The 22627-nt window shown below is 66.8% G+C and carries 17 protein-coding genes; 5 read left to right on the plus strand and 12 right to left on the minus strand.

The annotated features are described in order from the left end of the window. The 7 genes from ACFQB0_RS14800 to ACFQB0_RS14830 form a co-directional block, all read right to left on the minus strand. A complete protein-coding gene (locus ACFQB0_RS14800) occupies positions 1-1338 on the minus strand; it encodes a DUF58 domain-containing protein (protein ID WP_386733129.1) in 1338 nt (445 codons plus the stop codon). Continuing rightward, positions 1335-2306 (minus strand): AAA family ATPase, encoded by a 972-nt coding sequence (locus tag ACFQB0_RS14805; protein WP_386733131.1) that lies wholly within the window; start codon positions 2304-2306, stop codon positions 1335-1337. The genes ACFQB0_RS14800 and ACFQB0_RS14805 overlap by 4 nt, the downstream gene beginning before the upstream one ends. Before the next feature lie 46 nt (positions 2307-2352). Continuing rightward, positions 2353-8337, minus strand: a complete 5985-nt coding sequence (locus tag ACFQB0_RS14810; RefSeq protein ID WP_386733134.1) for an Ig-like domain-containing protein — start codon at positions 8335-8337, stop codon at positions 2353-2355. After that, entirely contained in the window at positions 8247-9665 is a 1419-nt protein-coding gene (locus ACFQB0_RS14815) for a serine/threonine-protein kinase (RefSeq protein ID WP_386733136.1), read from the minus strand. The genes ACFQB0_RS14810 and ACFQB0_RS14815 overlap by 91 nt, the downstream gene beginning before the upstream one ends. Before the next feature lie 139 nt (positions 9666-9804). Next, positions 9805-10614, minus strand: a complete 810-nt coding sequence (locus ACFQB0_RS14820) for a PP2C family protein-serine/threonine phosphatase (protein ID WP_386733138.1) — start codon at positions 10612-10614, stop codon at positions 9805-9807. 40 nt (positions 10615-10654) lie between these two features. Continuing rightward, the gene (locus ACFQB0_RS14825) at positions 10655-11986 is read right to left on the minus strand and encodes an FHA domain-containing protein (protein WP_386733140.1); all 1332 of its coding nucleotides are present in this window, start codon (positions 11984-11986) and stop codon (positions 10655-10657) included. A gap of 20 nt (positions 11987-12006) precedes the next feature. Further along, positions 12007-13443: a gamma-aminobutyraldehyde dehydrogenase gene (locus tag ACFQB0_RS14830; protein WP_386733143.1), complete on the minus strand. Its 1437-nt coding sequence runs from the start codon at positions 13441-13443 to the stop codon at positions 12007-12009. A 183-nt stretch (positions 13444-13626) separates the two neighbouring features. On the opposite strand from ACFQB0_RS14830, the gene ACFQB0_RS14835 reads away from it, so the two are divergent. From ACFQB0_RS14835 to ACFQB0_RS14845, 3 genes are read left to right on the plus strand one after another with little or no spacing between them, the layout of a single operon-like run. Further along, on the plus strand, positions 13627-14109 hold the full coding sequence (locus ACFQB0_RS14835; RefSeq protein ID WP_386733145.1) for an Lrp/AsnC family transcriptional regulator: 483 nt from the start codon (positions 13627-13629) through the stop codon (positions 14107-14109). A gap of 3 nt (positions 14110-14112) precedes the next feature. After that, positions 14113-15510, plus strand: a complete 1398-nt coding sequence (locus tag ACFQB0_RS14840) for an aspartate aminotransferase family protein (protein WP_386733147.1) — start codon at positions 14113-14115, stop codon at positions 15508-15510. 16 nt (positions 15511-15526) lie between these two features. After that, positions 15527-16957, plus strand: coding sequence for an NAD(P)/FAD-dependent oxidoreductase (locus ACFQB0_RS14845; protein WP_386733149.1), 1431 nt, complete (start codon positions 15527-15529; stop codon positions 16955-16957). A gap of 225 nt (positions 16958-17182) precedes the next feature. On the opposite strand, the gene ACFQB0_RS14850 is transcribed toward ACFQB0_RS14845, so the two are convergent. The 3 genes from ACFQB0_RS14850 to ACFQB0_RS14860 all read right to left on the minus strand — a co-directional run bounded on the left by ACFQB0_RS14850 (position 17183) and on the right by ACFQB0_RS14860 (position 19992). Beyond that, positions 17183-18310, minus strand: a complete 1128-nt coding sequence (locus tag ACFQB0_RS14850) for a DUF4192 domain-containing protein (protein ID WP_386733151.1) — start codon at positions 18308-18310, stop codon at positions 17183-17185. A 363-nt stretch (positions 18311-18673) separates the two neighbouring features. After that, the gene (locus ACFQB0_RS14855; protein ID WP_386733153.1) at positions 18674-19639 is read right to left on the minus strand and encodes an aldo/keto reductase; all 966 of its coding nucleotides are present in this window, start codon (positions 19637-19639) and stop codon (positions 18674-18676) included. 215 nt (positions 19640-19854) lie between these two features. Next, the gene (locus tag ACFQB0_RS14860) at positions 19855-19992 is read right to left on the minus strand and encodes a hypothetical protein (protein ID WP_386733155.1); all 138 of its coding nucleotides are present in this window, start codon (positions 19990-19992) and stop codon (positions 19855-19857) included. A 122-nt stretch (positions 19993-20114) separates the two neighbouring features. Here ACFQB0_RS14860 and ACFQB0_RS14865 point away from each other — a divergent pair, with 122 nt between their 5' ends. Together ACFQB0_RS14865 and ACFQB0_RS14870 are read left to right on the plus strand one after the other, a co-directional pair. Next, positions 20115-20675, plus strand: a complete 561-nt coding sequence (locus ACFQB0_RS14865) for a methylated-DNA--[protein]-cysteine S-methyltransferase (protein ID WP_386733157.1) — start codon at positions 20115-20117, stop codon at positions 20673-20675. Further along, positions 20672-21262, plus strand: a complete 591-nt coding sequence (locus ACFQB0_RS14870; RefSeq protein ID WP_386733159.1) for a DNA-3-methyladenine glycosylase I — start codon at positions 20672-20674, stop codon at positions 21260-21262. The genes ACFQB0_RS14865 and ACFQB0_RS14870 overlap by 4 nt, the downstream gene beginning before the upstream one ends. A gap of 27 nt (positions 21263-21289) precedes the next feature. Here the strand turns inward: ACFQB0_RS14870 and ACFQB0_RS14875 are convergent, their stop codons facing one another. Together ACFQB0_RS14875 and ACFQB0_RS14880 are read right to left on the minus strand one after the other, a co-directional pair. After that, a complete protein-coding gene (locus ACFQB0_RS14875; protein ID WP_386733161.1) occupies positions 21290-22048 on the minus strand; it encodes a YaaA family protein in 759 nt (252 codons plus the stop codon). After that, the gene (locus tag ACFQB0_RS14880; RefSeq protein WP_386733163.1) at positions 22049-22627 is read right to left on the minus strand and encodes an AAA family ATPase; all 579 of its coding nucleotides are present in this window, start codon (positions 22625-22627) and stop codon (positions 22049-22051) included.

Here is a 22627-nt window from a genome sequence, read left to right on the forward strand (position 1 = left end):
TCATGCGGCGGCCGACCGCGCGAGCGACTTTTGCAGATCGTCGAGGAAGCCGATCGTCAGCACGCTGAGCCCGGCGACTCGGCGCAGGCTGGGAACCATGCCGGGGTCGCACACGATCGCGACGACCTCGACTCCGAGGGGGAAGCTCGTCGACGCCATGCGCAATTGACCCACCGTGGTTGTGGAGCCGCAGACGAGGAAGGCGACCGAGATGCCTGCGACGCTCTCGGCGGCGACCCGAGCGAGTGCGACGAGAGAGGCGGCCGCTGGATCCGTGTCGACGGCGCTCAATGAGTCGAGGAGTCTGATGCGGCTCACGGTGTCAAGGGTCCTCATGGCCGGATCGCGCCGCCGGATGAACTCCGTGACGGCCCCGCTGGCCACGACCGACACGGTCCTCGCGTCGCGGATGGCGCGGACACCGAGGGATCCCGCCGCACTCACGGCGAGTTCGAACTCCTCCTCGTTCGCGTAGTCGGCCTCGGCGAGGGTGATGGCCACCATGAGATGGCTGCGGCGGCTCTCCTCGAACTGGCGCACCATGAAGGTTCCGGTCTTGGCAGTGCTCTTCCAATGGATGAACCGGCGTTCGTCGCCCGGCGCGTACTCGCGTAGGGCATGGAACGACACGTCGCTCGGCGTGAGGTCGCGGGTGGGGTGGCCTTCGAGGTCCCGGATGAACCCCGTGCTGGTGCTGGGGATCGGGATCGTGCGCGGGTGCACGTAGAGTTCGACGACCTCTGACCAGACGAGCTCACGACGCAGCAGGCCGACCGGATCGGCGCGTACGGTACGAACGGGTCCGATCGGCACGATGCCGCGGCGTACGGCGGGCACGACGAAGACGTCGTCGAAGGCCGCCCCCTTCGCAAGGCCCGGCATCGCGAATTCGGCGAGCCCCGCGCCGACCGGGATCTCCACATTCACTCCGGGAAGGCGGCGACGTGATGGATTCCGCACGACGATCTGGGCGGGGGCCTTATCACCGACGACGACGCGGTTGACGGGCATCGAGAGACTGATGCTATACGCGTTCCGGCCGATCAGGTGGAGCAGGGCGACGAGGACCAGCACCAGGCAAGTCCAGGCGATGACGACGAACTCCGCCCAGCCGAGGCCGTAGCCGACGACGAAGCAGAGCACCGTGGCCCCGGCGACGCACAAGCCGAGCGGAGTGACGACGGAGCCGACGAGACGTCCCCAGCGCACGAACGCCGAGCGCGCCGAGCGGGCGAAGCGCACGATGGCGACGATCGCATCGGTCAGCTTTCCGTCGTGCGGATCGTCCCCACGCGAGCGGGGAGCGATCGTCGACTCGGAGGGAGCGGCTTGACTCACACCGCCTGCCTGTCGCTCGGCGGCGGAGTCTCGATCAGTAGCTGGGAGATCACCCTCGAGGTGGTCACGCCGTCGAACTCCGCCTCCGGGTCCAACACGAGACGATGCGCGAGCACGGGCTCCGCGAGCGACTTGACGTCGTCGGGGAGCACGTAATGGCGTCCGTTTGCCGCCGCGAGGGTCTTCGCGGTGCGGATGAGAGCGAGCGCGCCGCGCACGCTCGCGCCGAGACGGACCTCCTGTGCCCCGCGTGTGGCGTCGACGAGGCGCGATACGTAGTCGTTGACGGTCGGGTCCACGTGCACCCTTCGGGCCAACGCCGCCATCTCGACGACGGTCTCGGCGGAAATCACCGACGGCACACTCGTGTCGTGCGCCCGGTGATCCGCCCCTTCGAGGATGCGGATGGTCGCCGCGTGATCCGGATACCCGATCGACGTCTTCATGATGAAGCGGTCGAGCTGAGCCTCCGGAAGCCGGTAGGTGCCTGCCTGCTCGATCGGGTTCTGCGTCGCGATCACCATGAACGGCACCGCGACGCGGTGCGTCACACCGTCGACGGTGATCTGCTCCTCCTCCATCACCTCGAGCAGTGCGGACTGCGTCTTCGGGCTCGCACGGTTGATCTCGTCGGCCAGCACGATGTTCGCGAAGACGGGACCACGGTGGAACTCGAACGCAGCACTGCGCTGGTCGTAGACGCTCACCCCGGTGATGTCACCCGGGAGCAGGTCGGGAGTGAACTGGACCCGGTTGCTGGTTCCCGCAACACTCTGAGCCATCGCCCGTGCGAGAGAGGTCTTGCCCGTTCCCGGAACGTCCTCCAGCAGCAGGTGACCCTCGCTGAGCAGCGCGGCGAACGACAGCCGGATGACGTGGGTCTTGCCGAGGAGGACCTTCTCGACGCCACCGACCAGGCGATCGAACACCTCGGCGAACCAGGATGCCTGCTCCGGGGTCATCGTCACTGCCACTCCTCTTCTCGCGTCACTGTTTCTCTCGTCGTTGTCGTCGTCACCGCGTCTGCACGTAACGACGCGATTGGCCGGCGACCTCGACTTCCAACCATACGGATTGCCCAGCGCCGGGCGCCGTCGGCAGAGTACAGCTGTTCGGCGTGTCGGCGGCCGCTCCGGCAGTGTTCTGCCCGGTCCCGCAACGGAATGTCGCGGGATACGCCGCGGTGTTGTCAGGGGCGTTCGTCCACGTCCACTGGTGCGCCGCCTCGCCCCATTGCCTGCTTGGAAGCTCGAAAGTGAGCGACGGCTGCGGCGACGCCGGGTACACCCCCGACCATGCTCCACAGGTGTTCCACGGGCTGCATGCCTGCAGCTTGAATCGGACCGCTTCGCCCCAGGGGCGGCCGAGGAGGTCGTGCGCCCACCCCGTTCCGCCGAACTCGACGACGGGCCCGATCGCCGTCCCTGAGCCGTCGACAGCCTGAATCTTGTAGTGGCCACGGTAGCGCGAGTTCACGTCGTTGATCCGGAGGTCCCAGAGATAGTCGCTGTAGGCGGCCATGAACGTGCTCACACCCGTGATTCCACCGGGGCCTGGACGCAGCTCGTCGCCCGCGACAACCGTATGCGCGCATCCGGCGGCATTGTAGCCCCACACGACGAAGTTATAGCGGGTATTCTCGGCGATGAGGCCGGTGAACGTCATGCTCGTGGTGCCGGCCCCCACAGAATGGGTCTCCTTGACATTGCCGCCGTTGACCGGCGCCGTCACCGTGCCGGGTGCAGGCTGGCTCACGGTGCACGCCTGTGCACCGGTGGGGACTTCGTCGTTGTTGTCCACGAGTTGCTGAACGAAATAACCGCCGATGCCGTTCGGGTCGCCGTTCGCGTCGAAAGGCCCCCAACTCACCGTCATCGTGCCGCTGTCGCGATCGCTCGCGACCGTGATGCCGCGCTCCACCGCTGCGCCGAAGGGAATCCCAGAGCCCTGCGTCTGCTGCCAGGAGGAGAGCGCCGGATACGCCTGGTTACGAGCACTCACAGAGAACTGCATCGTGCTGCCGTTCGCGAGACCCATCCGGTCGACACTGCAACGCGACGCCGTGCAGATCGAAGACGCCGAGAGCTCGCCAAGAGGCTCCCCGCCGACGGTCACGACGTAGTGGGACACGGGGGTTCCACCGCCAGGGGTCACGACCGGGTTCCACGACATCCGGAGTCCGCCATCGAGCGGGGCCGACGAGACGCCTGTCGGCGCGGGCGGGACCACATCGGACCAGGCGACCTCCGAGGTCGTCGCGGGATCGGACGCCCCGATCGCGTTGCGGGCCGTCACCTGAACGCGCACCCGGTTCGCCTCGCCGTTGCCGGGCGTCGCCACCTCGCATGTCGTCGCCCGGCACGCTGTCGAGCCGACGACGGCGCCTGATGCCGGATCGAGGAGAGCGACGTCGTAGCCCGAGATCGCGGAATTGTTGAAGGCAGCAGCGTCGAAGGCGATCGTGAGGGCCCGATCCCCGTAGCCGGTCACCCTCAGATTCGTCACCGGGTCCGGGCGGTCCTGCACGGAGATGCGCACGGTCCCCCAGGCGAAACGGTCGGGATCGTTCGTCGCATCCGCCACCTGGTACTGCAGGTTCGTATCGACGGGCGCGGCCGTCGGTGCGACCGTCACGGTGAGCCTGCTGCGATCCTCGCTCGGAACGATGGACACTCCGGCAGGAATTCCCCCGTCGATACCACGCACCCCGACGACCCGCAGCGGCACCTTCGGGAACGGGTTCGTCGCGGTGTCGTTGTCGAGAACGTCGATCACCGTGGTCCGCCCTCGTGGCACGATCTGGCTGTCGGACGCCGGAACCGCGAGCGGCCGGGTCGAGGGCACCACGCGCAGCTCGATGCGACCCGCTTGACCTTGGTTGACCGCGTCGCCCACTCCCAGGATGATCGAGCTCTGGCTCCCCTTGCTCGCCCTCTCGGTCGCGTGCAGGGTGAGCTGCTGCCCATCGAGCCGGTAGTCGAAGGCATCCGGCTTGGGTTCGAGCACCGAGAAGACGAGTTCGCGCTGGTCGTCGGGGTACGGATAGTTCGTGAGCTTCAGCAGCTCGATCGTCTTGGACTGGTCCGGCTCGAAGTCGATGACTCCCCCGACGAACACGGGCGGCTGGTTCTCGCGCGGCGTCACCGTGATCGGCAGCACGATCGTCGCTGTTCGGCCGTTCGGGTCGTCGGCCGACGACCCGTCGGTGACCTCGAACGAGATGGATGCCGGACCGTAGTACTTGTCAGCGCTCGTGAAGCGCACGGTTTTGTCGTCGACGACGAGGTCGGAGCCGTCGGAATGGGTCGAGCGCACGGTTCCGGCATCCGTCAGCCGCACGTCCTTGCCGCCGACCGCGACAACGTAGTCGTTGATGTGGATCGTGAGGGTGTCCTCGCTCGCGACGGTGAGCTTCGGCATGTTCCTGCGCAGTTGCGGCAGTGCGTCGTCGAAGCCTGGGACCCAGATGAAGGCGTATGAGACGATCGTCGGATCCTCGGGGTGGGAGACGGCGAATGGGATGATCTGACTCGCGTCGCCGACCGTGACCCGGATGCGCTTGTTGCCGGTGACCGTGGCGTTTCGTTCGTAGTCGGGAAGCAGGGACAACCCGAGCTGCTTGGGTGATCCGTCGGCGAAGAACACCTTGGCGAGCACATCGACGTCGACGGTCTCGCGTCCGAGCACCTCGGAGAGGGCCAGCACAGTGTCCCGCGCATCGGGTCGGGAGAGCGGGGCGTCCTTCCTGACGATGACGGTGAGGAAGTTGGAGCTCGTGCCGCCGCGTTCGTTCTGGATCTCGTAGATGAAGCCGTACCGTCCTTCGGCGGCCGGCGCGGTGACCCGCACCGTGTCGTCGACGACCTTCGCGCTCGCGCCCTCTGTCGTCGCCTCGACGCCCGTGATGCTCAACGACCCGCCGTCGGGATCCGAGTCGTTGCCCAGCACGCGCACGGAGACGGTGCTTCCCGGACGCATCGCGATCTCGTCCTCCACCGCGACCGGGTTGTGGGCGCCATCGAGGCGTGAGCTGATGCCGACACGGACCGTGCCGGTGGCTCGCGCGCCGAGCGCATCGATCACCGAGTAGCCGAAGGAGTCGGTGCCGGCCGAGTACTCGCCCGCCTCGTACTCGATCCAGTCGGGTCCGACACCGACGACCGCGCCTTTCTCGGGGTTCGTCTCCTGCCCGAGCAGTTGCACGGAATCGCCGTCAGGGTCGATCCCGGTCAGCGGGACACGGATGCGGACGGTGTCGCCGGAGAGCACGCGGGCCGTCACCGTCTTCGGCACTGGCGGCGTGTTCGACGCGGCATCCGCCTCGCGCACGGAGATGCGCACCTCGGCGCTCGCGTACTGTCCGTCTGGCGCGTCCACCTGGTAGACGGCCGTGTAGTTTCCCGGCTCCTTCGGCGCGAGGTAGCGCAGCACGGAACCAGAGGAGAACAACAGGCCGGCGTCAGCGGGAAGCGCCGTGGGAAGCGTCGGATTGAGCGTGAGCGGGTCGCCGTCGGGATGCTCGTCGTTGTCGAGCACGGGGATGTCGATGACGTCGCCGACCCGCACCGAGACGGAGTCGGCGGTGGCGACCGGCGCCTGCTTGCGCGCGGGGGCCGGCACCTCGATGACGGTCACCGATCCGTCCGCCTCCGCGAGTCCGTTGCTCACGCGGTAGCCGAACGTCGACGAGCCGTTCTCGAGTGGTCTGGTCAGGGTGATGCGCAGCAGACGCTGCTCGAGGATCTCGACCCGCATCCCGCTCGCGGGCGGCACGTCGCGCACACCGGTGACGAGCAGCACGCCGCCCGTCGGGTCGATGTCCGTCGCGAGCACGTCGACGGCCGCCGAGCCCTGGGCACGCACGAACGCAGTATGCGGCACCGTGATGGGGCGGGTAGGGCCGTTCGGGATGGGGTCGACGTCGATGCGGACGAGTCCCGTCGCGGTCTGCTGTCCGTCCGTGACCGCATACTCGATGTAATGGGTGCGCACGGCGTCGCTGACGAACCGGAAGGTCCCGCCGTCGAAGTCGGGGGTGATGGTCACGTCGGGCTTGGCCGGCACGCTGCTCAAGCGGATGTCGCCGCTGCCGCCGCGCACGTGACCCAACGGCGACACCGTGATCTCCTGACCCGCGTAGGTGCGCTGGGCGAAGGACTCTGCCACGATCGGGACGGCACCACTCGGTTTGACCGTGACAAGCAGGCTGCCGGTCGCCTCATCACGCCCGTCTGAGACGACGAGGCCGAGTTGCCTCGACTCGCCGTCGCCACCGGCATCGGTGAAGATCACCGTCCCGTCCGGTTTGAACCCGATGCCGTCTGGTGCCGGCGCCGTCGCGGAGACCAAGAAGAAAGGATCTCCGTCGGGATCAATCCAGTCCCCGAGCACCTGGGTCGTGACCCGGCCTCCTGACTGCACGGTCGCCTTCGTCGTCCGCAGCTGCTGCGGAGGTGAGTTCTCCTCGTCGGAGCGCACCGTCACCGTCACCACGGCCGACGCCACTCCGCCACGACCGTCACTGATCGTATAGCCGAAGCTCAGGGTTCCAGACGCCTCTGGCGGCAGCGTCAGCTGAAGCTGCTGCCGGTTGCTGACGAGATCGATGCGGCCGAGCTCGACCGCGGGCGGGCTGATCTCGCTGATCACGAGCACGTCGCCGTTCGGGTCGAAGTCGTTGAAAAGAACAGGCAGGGTGGTGGTCTTCCCCGGCCTGGCACCGAAACTGTCGTCGACGGCCACCGGTGGCACCTGGGTCTTCTCGAACTCCGGCGGGGTCTCCTGGTCGTTCTCCTCGACGCGCTGCTCGTCGTGGTCTCGCACGATGAGGTCGTCCCAGTTGTCGATCAGTTGGTTGTCGCGCTGAACCGCCCAGCTCGCCCCACCGCGCGCGTCGTTGAGCACGACCGTGCGCCCGTTCGTGCGAAAGACGAGGCGGGCGCTCGGCCCGATGCCGTCGATCGTCGAGATCGTGCCATCACGGTCGTCACCGCAGCGCTGCCAGACGGTGGAATCGGCCCACGCCGCATGCACACATCCCTCTGCGACCACGGGCGCCGCCGGGTCGCCGCTGCGGCCGGTCACGAGTTCGAGCGGCTCGCCCCCGTCCGGCACGAACAGCAGACCGCCGTGGTGGGCGAGGTAGACGCCACCGGCTGAGACCGATGCCTGTTGCAGTTGCGGCGTGTCCGTCACGCCGAGGAACGGGGCAAGGTCGACGACCCTGTCCTCGAAGATCACAGTGCGTGTCGTCACGTCGAGCAGAGCCCACCGTCCAGCGGTGCTCGTCAGCTGCACGACGTCGTCTTGCTCAACCCCCTCGACGAGCCGGGTCGTGACGACCTCTCCGCTCGCGCCATCCGCCTGCACGAGGTCGCCGGTCGACGGCGTGAAGGAGAAGATCACACCGCTCGCATCGACACTCATGATCGAGCCGGAGCCGAGTGCGAGCTGCGGCGTCGACTCGCTGTCGAAGTCGGGGAGCTCGTCGACGGGAACGCTCCACACGTTCCCGTCTGACTGTACGATCACGTTCGAGCCGGCGAGCGCCACCCCAGGGTCGACGGGCGGCAATGGGACGCTCTCCGTGAGCTCTGACGTCGCCGGGTCGACGATATCGACCGAGTTGTTACCCCGATCGAGCACGAGCACGGTCCCGCCCTGCTGCACGACCTCGAGGTTCGAGCCGGAGGAGTCCACGACCGTGTTCAACTCGAGCACTTCCGTGTTCGCGCGCCCGACGACCTGCCTTTGCCCATTGGTCACCCAGATGCCCGCATCGCCGAGGTCCATGCGCTGCGCGGTATAGCCGCCAGAAGCGACGGCGACCCCTGCGACGAGGGCGAGCACGGCCATGCTGCTTACCGCCGTGGTGACGAGCGAGCGATGCTGGGACAGCCACGCCATGATCACGGCGCGGCCCCGTCCCGGATGTCGACGCACTTCTCGGCGCTCGGTGCGCCGCTCCGGCCCTCCCGGCTCACCGCCACCGTCAGACATACGCGGTTCAGATCGCCCGCGTCGACCTGGAACCGGGTGCTGCGTTGCACGCTCGACTGTCCGCCTCCGAGCCGCACGACATAGCTGTCTCCCGAACGCAGGCCGGGATCGTTCCATGAGAAGACGACCCGTCCGCCGTCCTGCTGACCGGCGACATCGCTGACCGTCGGAATGCCGTTCGAGGTGGAGCGGATGAGGGCTACCGCTGCGGTGGCGGCGAGGCCGAGTACCAGCACGACGACCGCAACCATCGCCCAGACGAGACGACGGCCCCCGCGAGCGTTCCCAGCCGGCATCGGACCACTGCCGCTCTGCCTGCCACCCGTTCCGGTCGTGCCGACGCTCGGACGCTGCTTTTGGACGCGTCGCTCTCGCCGTACGGCGACCGGATCGATGGAGTTCACACCGCTGATGCGGGTGCGGTCGTCGAGATCGATCGCCGTCGCGACGGCCCAGTCGTCCATGGCGACCTCGATGGACGTCTGGGGGAGGCCGAGCTCCGTTTCGACGGATTGCAGCTCACGGATGAGTTCCAGCACGCCGCGCTGTCGCGCATCGGGCTTGCGCGACATGGACCGCGTCAGGAGCTGTTCAAGCCGCGGCGGAACATCCGCCCGTTCGATGGACGGAGGACGAGCCTTCGCGATCCGCGCCATGACATCCGCCGAACCGTTCTCCTGGCCGGGCAACTCGAACGGCGACCGCCCGGCGAGCAGGGAGTAGAGGGTCGCACCGATCGACCACACCTCGGAGGCGACGGAGCCGGACACCTCGTCGTTCAGCACCTCGGGGGCAGACCACGGAATCGAGAGCCCGACGGCCTCGGTATGCTCTATCCCGCCGAGGGTCGCCGCGATGCCGAAGTCCGAGAGCACCGGGTGCCCATAGGCCGAGATGAGGATGTTCGACGGCTTGATGTCACGATGCAGCACCCCGGTCCGGTGTGCGGTCTCGACGGCGCTCGCGATCTTGACACCGATGCGCAGCACCTCGGGGACGGGGAGAGGCGCGGCGCGGTAGCGCTGGCTGAGCGTCGACGAGCAGTACTCCATCACGATATAGGGTCGCCCGTCTGAGGAGACGCTCGCCTGGTAGACGGTGAGGATCGACGGATGCGAGCTGAGTTGGGCCATGAGGTTCGCCTCAGCCTGGAACATCTGGCGTAGCTGATCGTTGACGACCTCGGCGAGCAGCACCTTGATGGCGACCTGCCTGCGCGGCATGTTCTGCTCGTAGAGGAACACATCGGCGAAACCACCAGAACCGAGCACCCGAACGTAGGAGAAACCCGGAAGGTTCGGCGGCATCGACGGGAGACGTCGTGCCATCAGTGCCTCCCCCAGTGATCTGTCATAGCCGTTCGCGAATCGTCTCGTCGTACCGTCACCGGAAACCTCGGCAAACGTCCCACAAGTTTAGGCATGTGTCATCCGCCACTGCGCATCGCGCCCGATGTTCGAAGACGGGTCACACCCCCAACCCGGGGGGCGTCCGGCGGACGGCGAGCACATCGACGACGAGCACCGTCACATTGTCGCGACCGCCGTTGCCGAGCGCGGCGTCGACGAGTTGCTGAGCGGCGGTCTCGGCCTTGGGGTTCGAGAGCAGAAAGTGCCGGATGCCGTAGGGCGTGAGCTCCTTGGTCAGTCCATCGGAGCAGACGAGGAGCCGCATCCCGACCTCGACGGGGAGCACCCGGTAGTCGGGAACCGGCGCCTCGTGAAAGCCGACCGCGCGGGTGATGACGTTGCTGTGCGGGTGCGTGTCCGCTTCCTCGCGGGTGATGTGACCGGCGTCGACGAGCTCCTGCACGACCGAATGGTCGATGGTGAGCTGCTCGAGCACTCCGTGCGTGAGCAGATAGACCCGCGAGTCCCCGATGTTGAAGACGAGCCAGGACGGCTCGCCGCCGACGAGCGCGAGCGCCGCGCCCGTCACGGTCGTTCCCGTCCCCTGATCGGTGACCCCCGCGCCTCTGCCCATGTCGGCGACGGCGAGCGCCAGGGAATGATCGATGGCCGCGGCGTCGACGACCCCACGCCCACCGTGTTCGGCGAGCCTCGTGACGACGGCTGCGCTCGCGAAGTCGCCGGCCGAATGCCCGCCCATCCCGTCGGCGACCGCGAAGATCGGCGCCTGTGCCAGGTAGCTGTCCTCGTTCGCCTCACGACGCAGGCCGGTATCGGTGCGGGCAGCCCAAGCGAGCGTGACCGTCTCGCCGTCTGGGCCGGGTAGCACGACCGTGTGCCCGGAGATGCCTTGACCGATCTGGGTCACTGCGTGAACCTTCTTCTGTGGGATGAGCGGGACCGTGCCATTATCGCCTATCGACTGCCCTCATGATCTCGACGACATTATCGTCTCCAATGTGCACCCGGGTGCCGGTCGATACGACGAACGACTCGCCGGGTCGCAGCCGCAGGGAGGCCCCGGTTGGCAACGTGACGATGCTCCCGTTCGTGGAGCGCAGGTCGGTGACGACAACCGAGTCCCCCTCCTGCCGAATCTCGAGGTGGGTGCTCGACACCTCCGATGTCGGCGACGGCACTGAGATCAGCCGCGGGATCCTGCCGTCGCCGATCCGCGGCGTGCGGGGTCTGCGCCCGATGTAGAAGATCGCGTCGAGTTCGTACTGCTTCGAGGAGCCGGCCTCTGAGGAGCCGACGCTGAAGCGATAGCGGGTCGGCGGCACGGTCATCTCGGGGGCTTCCTCGGCGGCGATGCCATCCTGCGACGCTGCGGCGGCATCGGTGTCGAACGGGCGGCCCCTACGCAGGATGACCGTGTCGTCGTCGCGACGGGGTCGCGGCCGGGCGATGATCGTCTCCTCGGCGGGGCGCGGGGCGCGGATGACGGTGTCGTCGCGAAGCCGGTCGTCTGCCGTCGGTTCGGCGGCTGGTCTCACGCGGACGACCGTGTCCTCCGACGACCGCGGAGGCCGGATGATGGTGTCATGGGGTTCACCGGGTCGCCGGGTGTCATGGGGTTCACCGGGTCGCCGGGTGTCGCTGTCGGGCGGCATCACGGCGTCCGGACGGTTCCCCGCGCCACCCGCGCCACCCGCGGCCATCAGTCTCCAATTCAGTCGGGCTCCCGTGATGATGCCATGACCGACCCAGCCCGTGGCCTGAACCTGCTTGCCAGGATCAGCCGGAGCGGGCGCGTTCTGGCCGCCGATCGAGATCCCGGTCACGTCGCGGAACTCGGCGAGCAGCCACGGCCGGATGCTGCGATCGGTGAAGCGACGGGAGCCGCCGATCGAGTACAGCTCCACCGCTGCATCCCCGCGCACGACGACGCCGAAGGACAGACCGGCATCGCTATCGTCTCTATCGTCCGCTCCGTCTCTATCGTCCGCTCCGTCTCTATCGTCCGCTCCGCCTCTATCGTCCGCTCCGCCTCTATCGTCCGCTCCGCCGTCGGTCACCGCCACGGCGAAGCTCCGCACCGCGTGCTGGCCGCCGATGGGCAGAAGCGCGACAAGATCCTCGATGGCGACATCCGCGCGGTCGAACTGCCGGATCAGCGATGCAGTGACGTGCGTGTCGACGGTCGCAGGCAGGGCGACGAGGAACCTCCGGCCGACGACGAACACCCAGTCGGCCGGATACCCCGGCTCGACCGTGCAGCGCAGCAGCCCGTATGTCACCCCTGGCTCCTCTGCTCGCGTCAGGCTCCGATGTAGGACATCACGTGCTTGACGCGCGTGTAGTCCTCGAAACCATACATCGACAGGTCCTTGCCGTAACCGGAATGCTTGAAGCCGCCGTGCGGCATCTCCGCCACGATCGGGATATGGGTGTTGATCCACACGCAACCGAAGTCGAGGCGCTTGGCGAAGCGCATCGCCCTGCCGTGATCCTTCGTCCAGACCGAGGAGGCGAGCGCGTACTGCACGTCGTTCGCCCACTCCAGGGCCTCCGACTCGTCACGGAACTTCTGGACGGTGATGACCGGCCCGAAGATCTCCCGTTGTACGACCTCGTCGGTCTGCCGTAGGCCTGAGACGATCGTCGCCTCATAGAAGTAGCCGCGGTCGCCCTGGCGGCGGCCTCCGAGTTCGACGGTGGCGTTGTCGGGCAGCCGCTCAACGAATCCACTGACCTGCTCGAGCTGGCTGGCATTGTTGACAGGGCCAAACAGGATGCCGTCCTCGTTCGGCGCTCCCGTCTTCGCGTTCTCGCGCGCAGAGGCGGCGAGCGCCGCGACGAATTCATCGTGGATGGCGTCCTGCACGAGAACACGGGTGGCGGCCGTGCAGTCCTGCCCAGCGTTGAAGTAGCCGGCCGCGATGATGCCCGCGACGGCCGCCTCGAGGTCGGCATCCGCGAAGACGATGACGGGAGCCTTGCCGCCGAGTTCGAGGTGCACCCGCTTGAGATCGCTCGCCGCGGCCTTGGCGACCTCCATCCCGGCACGCACGGATCCCGTGATCGAGACCAGCTGCGGTGTCGGGTGCTCGATCATCGCCACGCCGGTGCCACGGTCACCGATGACCACGTTGAGCACTCCTTTCGGCAGAAACTCCGCAGCCACCTCGGCGAGCAGGAGCGTAGCGAGCGGGGTCGTCTCGGAGGGCTTGAGCACGGTCGTGTTGCCGGCGGCGATGGCCGGCGCGAACTTCCATACGGCCATGTTGAGCGGATAGTTCCACGGCGTCACCTGCCCGACGACGCCGATCGGCTCGCGACGGATGAAGGAGGTATGGTCCTTCATGTACTCGCCTGCCGACCGCCCATCCAGGCTCCTGGCAGCGCCGGCGAAGAAGCGGATCTGGTCGACGGAGAGCAGGATCTCATCCTGCACGAGGGTCGCGCGCGGCTTGCCCGTGTCCAACGATTCCGCGTCGGCGAACTCCTCCGCACGGACCTCCATGGCGTCGGCGATGCGGAACAGGGCGAGTTGGCGCTCCCCCGGGGTCGTCTCCCTCCAACTCTCGAAGGCCCTCGCGGCGGCCTTGTAGGCGCCAGCGACATCCTCTGCGGTCGAAACGGGACTCGTAGCGTAGACATCTTCCGTCGCGGGATCGATCAGCTCAAGTCGTCCTGACGACCACGATTCGACGTATTCGCCGTCGACGAAGTTGCGAAGTTCTCGGGGACTCATGGCTATCGGGGCTCTCTTATGTCGAGACGGTTGGTCGGAGGCACGGTTCGACCTCGCTGTCGCTCTCATCCTAGTCAGCACCCGCGTCAAGCGATCCGTTGATTTCTTTGGATTCCGTAGTTTTCGACGCACTCTGCCACTGATTCACTTGCCGAGGGTGCGTCTCGCTGACAGAATCGAGCTATGAGCACACAAAGCCGTCAGGCTCTGACGAAACCGATTCAGCTCGACGACGTCTCCAAGGCGATCATCGAGCAGCTTCAAGCCGACGGCCGGCGCTCCTACGCCGAGATCGGCAAAGCCGTCGGTCTCAGCGAGGCGGCCGTGCGCCAGCGCGTCCAGAAGCTGACGGATGCCGGTGTCATGCAGGTCGTCGCCGTCACAGATCCCATGCAGCTGGGTTTCTACCGTCAGGCCATGATCGGCATCCGTGCCAGCGGCGATACCCGCGAGCTGGCCGACCGACTCGCCGCCATCCCTTCCGTCGACTATGTCGTTCTCACGGCCGGGACCTTCGACATCCTCGTCGAGGTCGTCTGCGAGAACGACGAGGAGCTGATAACCCTACTCAATTCGCAGATTCGCAATCTCGACGGTGTCATCACCACCGAGACATTCGTCTATCTCAAACTTCACAAGCAGTTCTACAACTGGGGAACACGGTAAGAAATGAATACAGTGACAGCGGCCGAGGTCGACTACGCGGCCTTGCAGCAGAAGGCGAAGGACCATCTCTGGATGCACTTCACACGTCAGTCGACGATGGAGTCGAGCGGCGTGCCGATCATCACCAAGGGTGAGGGCCACCACATCTGGGACTCCAACGGCAAGAAGTACCTCGACGGGCTGAGCGGTCTCTTCGTGGTCAACGCCGGTCACGGCCGTCGGCGCCTCGCCGAGGTCGCAGCCAAACAGGCCGAGGAACTCGCCTTCTTCCCGATCTGGTCGTACGCACATCCGTCGGCGATCGAACTCGCCGACCGGCTCGCGGACTACGCGCCGGCCGACCTCAACCGGGTGTTCTTCTCGACCGGAGGCGGCGAGGCGGTCGAGACCGCGTTCAAGCTCGCCAAGTACTACTGGAAGCTCCAGGGCCGGCCGACCAAGCACAAGGTCATCTCCCGCGCCGTCGCCTATCACGGCACACCGCAAGGCGCGCTCGCGATCACCGGCATCCCCGCGATGAAGGAGATGTTCGAGCCCGTCACCCCCGGCGGATTCCGAGTTCCGAACACGAACTTCTACCGGGCGGCCGAGGCGGGCGCTCCCGCCGCAGACCTGGAGTCTTTCGGGGCGTGGGCGGCGAACCGTATCGAGGAGATGATCCTCTTCGAAGGTCCCGAGACAGTCGCCGCTGTCTTCCTCGAACCGGTTCAGAACTCCGGCGGGTGCTTCCCGCCTCCTCCCGGGTACTTCCAGCGCGTGCGAGAGATCTGTGATCGATACGACGTCCTGCTCGTGAGCGACGAGGTCATCTGCGCCTTCGGTCGTATCGGCCACATGTTCGCATGCGATCGGTACGGCTATGTGCCCGACATGATCACCTGCGCGAAGGGCATGACGAGCGGATACTCCCCCATCGGCGCGACGATCGTGAATGAGCGGGTGTACGAGCCGTTCAAGAACGGCGACACCTCCTTCTACCATGGCTACACCTTCGGCGGCCATCCCGTCTCGGCCGCTGTGGCACTGGCCAATCTCGACATCTTCGAGGAGGAACGTCTCAACGAACGGGTGCGCGAGAATTCGCCGCTGTTCCGCGCGGAACTCGAGACTCTGCTCGATCTGCCGATCGTTGGCGACGTGCGCGGCGACGGCTACTTCTTCGGTATCGAACTCGTCAAGGACAAGGCTACGAAGGAGACCTTCGACGATGTCGAATCCGAGCGCCTGTTGCGCGGCTTCCTCTCCAAAGCACTGTTCGACGCAGGCCTCTACTGTCGAGCCGACGATCGTGGCGACCCCGTCGTGCAGCTCGCCCCTCCCCTGACCACCGGCCCGGCCGAGTTCGCCGAGATCACCGGAATTCTGCGGGGAGTGCTCGGCGAAGCTTGGACACGTCTCTAGGCGGGGCGCGACATCGGTGCCAAACGACTACCGCGGACTGAGCTTCTGGCTCGACTCGCTCGTCGAGTCCGGGGCGGACGAGCTGGCGCCCCGCCCCGAGCTCACGACGAATCACGACGTCGACGTGTGCATCGTCGGCGGCGGCTTGACAGGGCTCTGGACCGCCTACTATCTGGCGAAATCCGATCCGGCACTGAGGATCGCCGTGCTCGAGAAGCACATCGTCGGATTCGGCGCCTCGGGACGCAATGGCGGCTGGTGCTCGGCACTGTTCCCCCGTTCTGCGACCTCGCTGGAGCGGGAGCACGGTCGTGAGGCCGCCGTCGCGATGCGCAGGGCGATGGTCGACACCGTCGACGAGGTCGGCCGCATCAGCGCGGCGGAGGGCATCGACTGCGACTTCGTCAAGGGCGGCACCGTCGCCTTTGCCCGCAGTTCGACGCAGTTGAGTGCGGCCCGCTCGGAGGTCGAGCAGGCGGCAGACTTCGGCGTCGACAAGCTCGAGCTGTGGGATGCGGCCGAGGTCAAGTCCCGGTTCGGCGCGAGCGGGCTCGGAGACGAACCCACGGCGGTCGGTGCGAGTTTCGATCCTGCCTGTGCACGCGTCCAACCCGCCAAGCTGGTGCGTGGGCTCGCCCGCGTCGTCGAAGGGCTCGGGGTGTGCGTCTACGAGCGCACCGAAGTCACCAACTGGTTCGCTCGTCGGGTGCGCTTCCGGTCGACAGACGCCGGCGGTTCGACGTTCGACGGGATTGTCACGACCGAGACGATCGTGATCGCGGTCGAAGGCTACGGCGCCAGACTTCCGCGTGTCGGCCGACATATCCTGCCGATCTACTCGCTCATGATCGCGACCGAGCCGTTGAGCGACGATGCCTGGCGCGAGATCGGCATCGAACACGGACAGACGTTCGCGGACTACCGACATCTGCTCGTCTACGGCCAGCGCACCGCCGACAACCGGTTCGCTTTCGGGGGCCGTGGCGCCCGCTACCACTGGGGAAGCGAGATCCGTCCTGAGTACGATCACGACGGACGCGTCTTCGAGCATCTTCGCAGGACGCTCGCCGACCTCTTCCCTGCAGCCGGAATGGCTGCGGTCACGCACCACTGGGGAGGGCCACTCGGGGTGCCGCGCGATTGGCATGCGACGGCGAGCTACAACCCGAAGACAGGTGTCGCCCTCGCCGGTGGCTACGTCGGAGACGGACTCAGCACGACGAATCTCGCCGGGCGCACATTGAGCGATCTGATCCGTGAGGAGCAGACCGAACTCACCGCATTGCCCTGGGTGAACCATCGCTCGCCTCAGTGGGAACCGGAGCCGCTGCGTTTCCTCGGTGCGAATCTGGGCCTGCTGGGCACGGGGCTCGCCGATGTCGAGGAACGCGTGACCAGGCGACCGTCTCTCGCGGCCAAGCTCATGGGTCCGCTGACCGGCCACTGAAACCTCAGCTCGTGCTGACCGCCGCATCATCCTATGGGCCTTGCCGCTCGGTGTCGTGAGACCTCGGCTCGCACGCGGACCGCCGTACCAGGCGCTCTCGCCTACCCTGATCATCGCGGAGACCTCGACGCGCGCGACCGCCGGTCTCGCCCTCATCCGTGACCTCCTCGGCTCCCGAGATTTCGCCTCGCGCGAGGATCGTAGGGGCGTGCATGACCTCAGGGCTCACGATCCCGCCTTCTCGTCGAAGAACGGCACATCGAACGCCCACTCGGGCAGACGCCCGCCGTGCACCATTGCGTGGAGTACTCCTGCGAGACCGTACCCGGGCTCGATCGCGAATGCCTGGTCGATGAAGACCCCGGCACGGGAACTGCGGCCGAGAGCCCAATTCAGCCAGGCGAGCATGCACAGCGGAGCGAGCCTCGCCGATTTCGGGGCCCGCACGACGAGTTCGAGCAGCAGGACGTGGGCGTCCTCGATACGACCGGGGTCTGGCCGAGGACCTTCGCCCCACAGCAACGACCCGGCCTCCGCTGCCGCACTCTCGTCTCCTCCGATAAACCGGATGTTGTCGGCGAGCGCACGCTCGCCCACGGCGAGGCCGAAGGCCCACTGCAGTAGAACGGCGTCACGCAAGGGAGGCCTCTGCAGGCAGAACAACAGGCGAGCCGCGTCGTCAGCGGTGATCGACGGGGGATCCCAGGCGAGTGCCGCCTCGGCGAGTGCGGGGATACCGATGACTTCAGGTAGTTCGTCGCTGAGCATCGCGAGCGCATCCGGGTCGTCAACGATCTGCTGGTAGCGCTTGAGCGCACGCCCGACTCGCTGCCTCATCGCCGAATCGGCGATGGGCCATGCTATCGTTCCCGTTTGATCCTCCGCTCCGCGCCGCCGACCGCTCGGGATCGCGTCGTTCACCGGGGAGGCGGCGATATCATCGAGCGGGTGCCCTCCGCGTGGGCAGACGGGGTCCAGATACGACCCCCAGCCATCCGCGGCGACGCACAGTGCGTCGCGGACCAGGAATCCTGACTGCTCGGCTCGCCAGATGAGCAGGTCGACGAAGTCGGCATAGGGAATCACGTCGCTGCCGAAACGCTCATCGGTGTACGCGACCGGGACGACCGCATCGACACCGGGGATCTTGCAGAGCATACCGATGAGCGTGGTGGCGATGCGCTTGAGCACCTTCGTCGAGTTCGGCTCCGGCAGGTCGAACCGCATCGCCCCGCAGGTTCGCTTGCCCCGGAAAGCGACGAGAACGATGCTGTTGCGCGGCCGGAATCCGGCCAGGTGGGGTACGAGCGCGAGGAAGTCGCTGGCTTGTTCCGCCTTGATGATCGTCTGCATGCTACGAGTCTGCCGAGCCAGACGACGACGGCTACCGGCATCCGCAAATCTGTGGAGAACCGCCGACCGCGACCGCCTGTGTGGAACACACGACCGAGCTATGCAGACCCGACCAAACTATGCAGACCCGACCAAGCTATGCAGAACGGTTCCGCCGCGACGCCACGTTACCGCGACGCCGCAGCAATACCGGCTGGACCCACCTGGCTTACCGGAGAGGAGGCCTTCGCGCGAAACGGAGGTCGATTCTTAAGGGATGGGCCTCCCTTCCGCGCGAAGTCCTCCCTTCCGGTGAGGACGGCAAGAACGGCACGGGTTGGGCGGCAACAACACCCGGGCCTCGGACGGTCCGAGACCCGGGTGTCACGGCGTGAAGACCTCCGAGATCTCGGCGAGGTCGACCACGCTCGCCCGCCAGTTCGTTGCGGCGTCCGCGTTCTGCAGGATCTGCTCCGGCTTGGTCGCGCCGGCGATGACGCTCGTGAGCCCCGGCTGCGCCAGCAGCCACGCGAACGTCGCCGCGAGCATCGTCACCCCGCGTTCGTCGCAGAATGCCTGGTAGCGCTCGATCACGTCCCACGGGGCGTCGTCGACGAGGTGGCGGCGGATCCTCATGATCCGGCTGTCGGCCGGCCCGCCGGCACGGCTGAACTTGCCCGTGAGGAGCCCGTTGTAGAGCGGGAAGAACGGCAGAAAGCCGAGACCGTACCGGTTGACGGCCGGGAGCACCTCCCGTTCGGCCTCGCGCACGAGCAGGCTGTACTCGTTCTGCGCGGAGACGAACGCAGGATGGCCGCCTAAGCGGGCCGTGAACTCCGCTTCCGCGATCTGCCACCCCCTCAGATTCGAATGGCCGATGTAACGGATCTTGCCCTCGGAGATGAGATCGTCGAGCGTTGCAAGCGTCTCCTCGATCGGGGTGTAGTGGTCGGGGTGATGCAGCTGATACAGGTCGATCCAGTCGGTCTGCAGGCGACGCAGGCTGGCTTCGACGGCAAGACGGATGTAACGGCGCGAACCACGGGCACCCCAGTCGGGCCCGTTCGCCCCACCCATGTCCATGCCGAATTTGCTCGCGAGAACGATCCTGTCGCGTTTGCCCACGAGAGCGTTCCCCATGAGCGTCTCGCTCAGACCTCGTTCCGCGCCGTAGATGTCTGCGGTGTCGAAGAACGTCACGCCTGCGTCGATCGCGGCGTCGATGACGGCCGATGTCCCGTCCTGCCCCTGCGTCGCAGTTCCTTCGCGACCGAAGTTGTTGCAACCGAGCCCAATGGTGGAGACGACGAGTCCAGAGTTGCCGAGAGTGCGGTATTCGATCTGGGCCATGGCACCCAGCTTATGGCGAGCCTCCGCGACGAAGCATCCAGAGCGACTATCGACCGCAGGGTTCCGCCCGCGCCAGAAGGACATAGCCCCGGATGACCGTGGATTCGAGGATCTGGAGCTACAGGCCCGTCGTCGAACCGCGCACCAAGACGATCGAGACGTCGAGCGGCTCGTAGCGCGCGGAAGACGCGCGCGGAAGACTCGACAGCACCGGGTCACACCGTCGAGGCCGCTCCAACGGCTCCTAGCGCGCGTGGAAGACTCCAGAAGCTGCAGGCGATCGAGAAGTCGACCTCCAGCGGCTCGTAGCGCGCGTGGAAGACTCCGTCCGCGATCTCGTTCCAGTCCGCCATGCTCCGAGTCTACGGATCTCCACCGGAGACGCTCCTCCCCCACAGGACGCCTCGTGCTCGCCCGATGCACCAATGTCCGATTTCCGCGAGTACGTGTCGGTGACTCGGGCTACAGTCAAGTCATGACCAGCAACGCAGCTTACCTGATCCGCACCGAGAGCCCGATCGGGCCACTCGAACTCACGAGCGACGGCGAGCACATCACGTCGCTGTCCATCGCCCGCGAGGGCCGTCTCCCGCTCGAGGAACAGCCTCAGCATCCCGTCCCCGTGCTCGAGGAGGCGGTCCGCCAGCTCTCAGAGTACTTCGCGGGAACGCGGCGCGACTTCGATCTGCCACTGAAACCAGAGGGAACGGCCTTCCAACGCGATGTCTGGGCGCGCCTCGGCGAACTCGGCTGGGGCGAGTACATCTCCTACGGCGAACTCGGCCTCGGGATAGGCAAGCCCGGATCCGCGCGCGCGATCGGCGGCGCCGTCGGCGCCAATCCGCTCCCCATCATCATCGGCTGCCATCGGGTGCTCGCCGGCGACAAACGTCTTACCGGCTACAGCGGCGGGAACGGCATCCCCACCAAAGTGTGGCTGCTCGATCACGAGGGCATCCAGCATCGGGGCGCTCGTGAGTCAGCACGGCTCACGAGCGCTTCGGGAAGCACTCCGCTCCTCGAGTTCCCACAGTGACCGCTCTCATCGTCGGCGACGACGGACTCGCCCGTTGCGCCTGGGTCGGCGACGATGCCGAATACCGGCGTTACCACGATGAGGAGTGGGGGCACCCGCTGCGCGACGACCAACGACTGTTCGAGAAGCTCTGTCTCGAAGGCTTCCAGGCCGGACTCTCCTGGATCACGATCTTGCGCAAGAGGCCCGCATTCCGCGAGGCATTCCGCGGGTTCGATGTCGACGCAGTCGCTGCGATGTCCGAGGCGGACGTCGAGACACTGCTCGGAAACCCCCGCATCGTCCGTCATCGGGGCAAGATCCAGGCCACCATCTCGAACGCCCGCGTAACCCGTGAACTCGGCGAGAGCCTGACCGAACTCATGTGGGGCTTCGCACCGAACGACCCGGCACGGCCACAGCCACGCGAGTTCAGCGAGATCCCCGCTGTGACGTCGGAGTCGACAGCGTTGAGCACGGCGCTCCGTGCCCGAGGATACAGATTCGTCGGTCCGACCACGATGTACGCCCTCATGCAGTCGGCAGGCATGGTGGACGACCATCTCGCGGGGTGCCATCGAGCCGGGCGACCAGACGGGGAACGGTGAACGACCGGCTCGGAGCGATCCGTCTGATCACACGATGAGGGCGATCTCCGCCGCGCCTTCCGCCCCCTTGCGGTGAGGCTGGACCCGGAACCCCGCGGCCGACGCCCAGGCAACGAGGTCGTCGACCGAGGCGAGGTCGCGCCCGTGCAGCAACAGTGCCCGGACGAGCTCCCCCTTCGCCTTCTTGTTGAAGTGGTTGAGCGCGCGCTGCCGCCCATCCAGGCCCTCTGTCAGTACCCGCAGATACACTGAGCCAGGACGCACTGGTGCGGGGCCGAGCGCCGCATAGCCCTCTGACCTCATGTCGACGATGAGCCCGGGAACACGGGCGAGCTGCCGGCTGATCGTGTCGCCCCAGTGCCGTTTGAGCGACAACTCAGGCAATCGTGAGTCGTGCGACATCCGATAGGCGGGAACGTCGTCGAGAGCCGCGACCGGACCGAGCAGCGCCGAGTGCACCACGAGGTGCTCGTGGGCGAAGGAGCGGGCTTCCTCTGGAAGCGACGCGGCGTCCAGCGCATCGAAGATGACGCCCGCGTAGCGGTCGAGGGCTGGCATCGTCGGGGACGTCGTGAGCGCGCGATTACGGGCCACCTCACCGTGTTGCTTCGGTCCAAGCCTGAGCGCGGCCATCGCGGCCTCCGTGTCCCGGGCGAGCGCTCGCACCGCGCGGACGAGCGTACGACGACGTGGCGACAACGCGGGAAAGGCGAGGCCGGACACGTCGAGCGGTGCGCCATCGCCGCCGTCCCGTTTCGCCTCGGATGGCGGGAGGATGACGAGCATCTAGCCTCCGATGAAGGAGAGCACGGAATCGACGTTGGAGCCGAGCGACTCGACGCTGTCGATCGTCACGCGCGGCATCGAGGAACTCGGCCCCGTCCATGGCTCGTATCCGTCGAGGCTCTGCTCGACCGCGCGCCAGGTGAGCTCTTCGAAGTGCGGCAGGTTGCGAACACGCCTCTCGAGCCGGGCCTTGTGCACCTCCTCGTCGGAGCACACGACCTCCACGACACGCAACATCACGCCGGCGCGCACGGCGAGCTCGCGCCATTGCATCCTGGCGGGTTCGACGGCGTTGACGGCGTCGACGATCACGGAGCGACCGGAGACCAGCTCGCGTTCCGCGATATTCTCGGCCACGAGATAGGCTGCGAGGCCGGTGGGCTGGTCGGAGTCGATCCCGGCGCTGAGAATGGCCGACTCGATCGGGTCGACCGAGACGACGGTCGCACCGAGACGGGCGCCGATGATCTCGCCGATCGTGCTCTTGCCCGATCCGGGCAGACCAGCGAAGACGATGAGCTTGGGCACACTGAGATCGCCGAACTGTCGTTCGACGACCTGCACCCCCGGGCCAGCCAC

Origin of the sequence: Luethyella okanaganae (genome assembly GCF_042660285.1) — a bacterium.
Taxonomy (GTDB): domain Bacteria; phylum Actinomycetota; class Actinomycetes; order Actinomycetales; family Microbacteriaceae; genus Luethyella; species Luethyella okanaganae.

What these genes read in the sequence shown, in the direction of transcription:
- ACFQB0_RS14810 (WP_386733134.1), bottom strand. Translation starts at nt 8,337, where the DNA reads ATGTCTGACGGTGGCGGTGAGCCGGGAGGGCCGGAGCGGCGCACCGAG.
- ACFQB0_RS14815 (WP_386733136.1), bottom strand. Translation starts at nt 9,665, where the DNA reads ATGGCACGACGTCTCCCGTCGATGCCGCCGAACCTTCCGGGTTTCTCC.
- ACFQB0_RS14830 (WP_386733143.1), bottom strand. Translation starts at nt 13,443, where the DNA reads ATGAGTCCCCGAGAACTTCGCAACTTCGTCGACGGCGAATACGTCGAA.
- ACFQB0_RS14835 (WP_386733145.1), top strand. Translation starts at nt 13,627, where the DNA reads ATGAGCACACAAAGCCGTCAGGCTCTGACGAAACCGATTCAGCTCGAC.
- ACFQB0_RS14840 (WP_386733147.1), top strand. Translation starts at nt 14,113, where the DNA reads ATGAATACAGTGACAGCGGCCGAGGTCGACTACGCGGCCTTGCAGCAG.
- ACFQB0_RS14850 (WP_386733151.1), bottom strand. Translation starts at nt 18,310, where the DNA reads ATGCAGACGATCATCAAGGCGGAACAAGCCAGCGACTTCCTCGCGCTC.
- ACFQB0_RS14855 (WP_386733153.1), bottom strand. Translation starts at nt 19,639, where the DNA reads ATGGCCCAGATCGAATACCGCACTCTCGGCAACTCTGGACTCGTCGTC.
- ACFQB0_RS14860 (WP_386733155.1), bottom strand. Translation starts at nt 19,992, where the DNA reads ATGGCGGACTGGAACGAGATCGCGGACGGAGTCTTCCACGCGCGCTAC.
- ACFQB0_RS14865 (WP_386733157.1), top strand. Translation starts at nt 20,115, where the DNA reads ATGACCAGCAACGCAGCTTACCTGATCCGCACCGAGAGCCCGATCGGG.
- ACFQB0_RS14875 (WP_386733161.1), bottom strand. Translation starts at nt 22,048, where the DNA reads ATGCTCGTCATCCTCCCGCCATCCGAGGCGAAACGGGACGGCGGCGAT.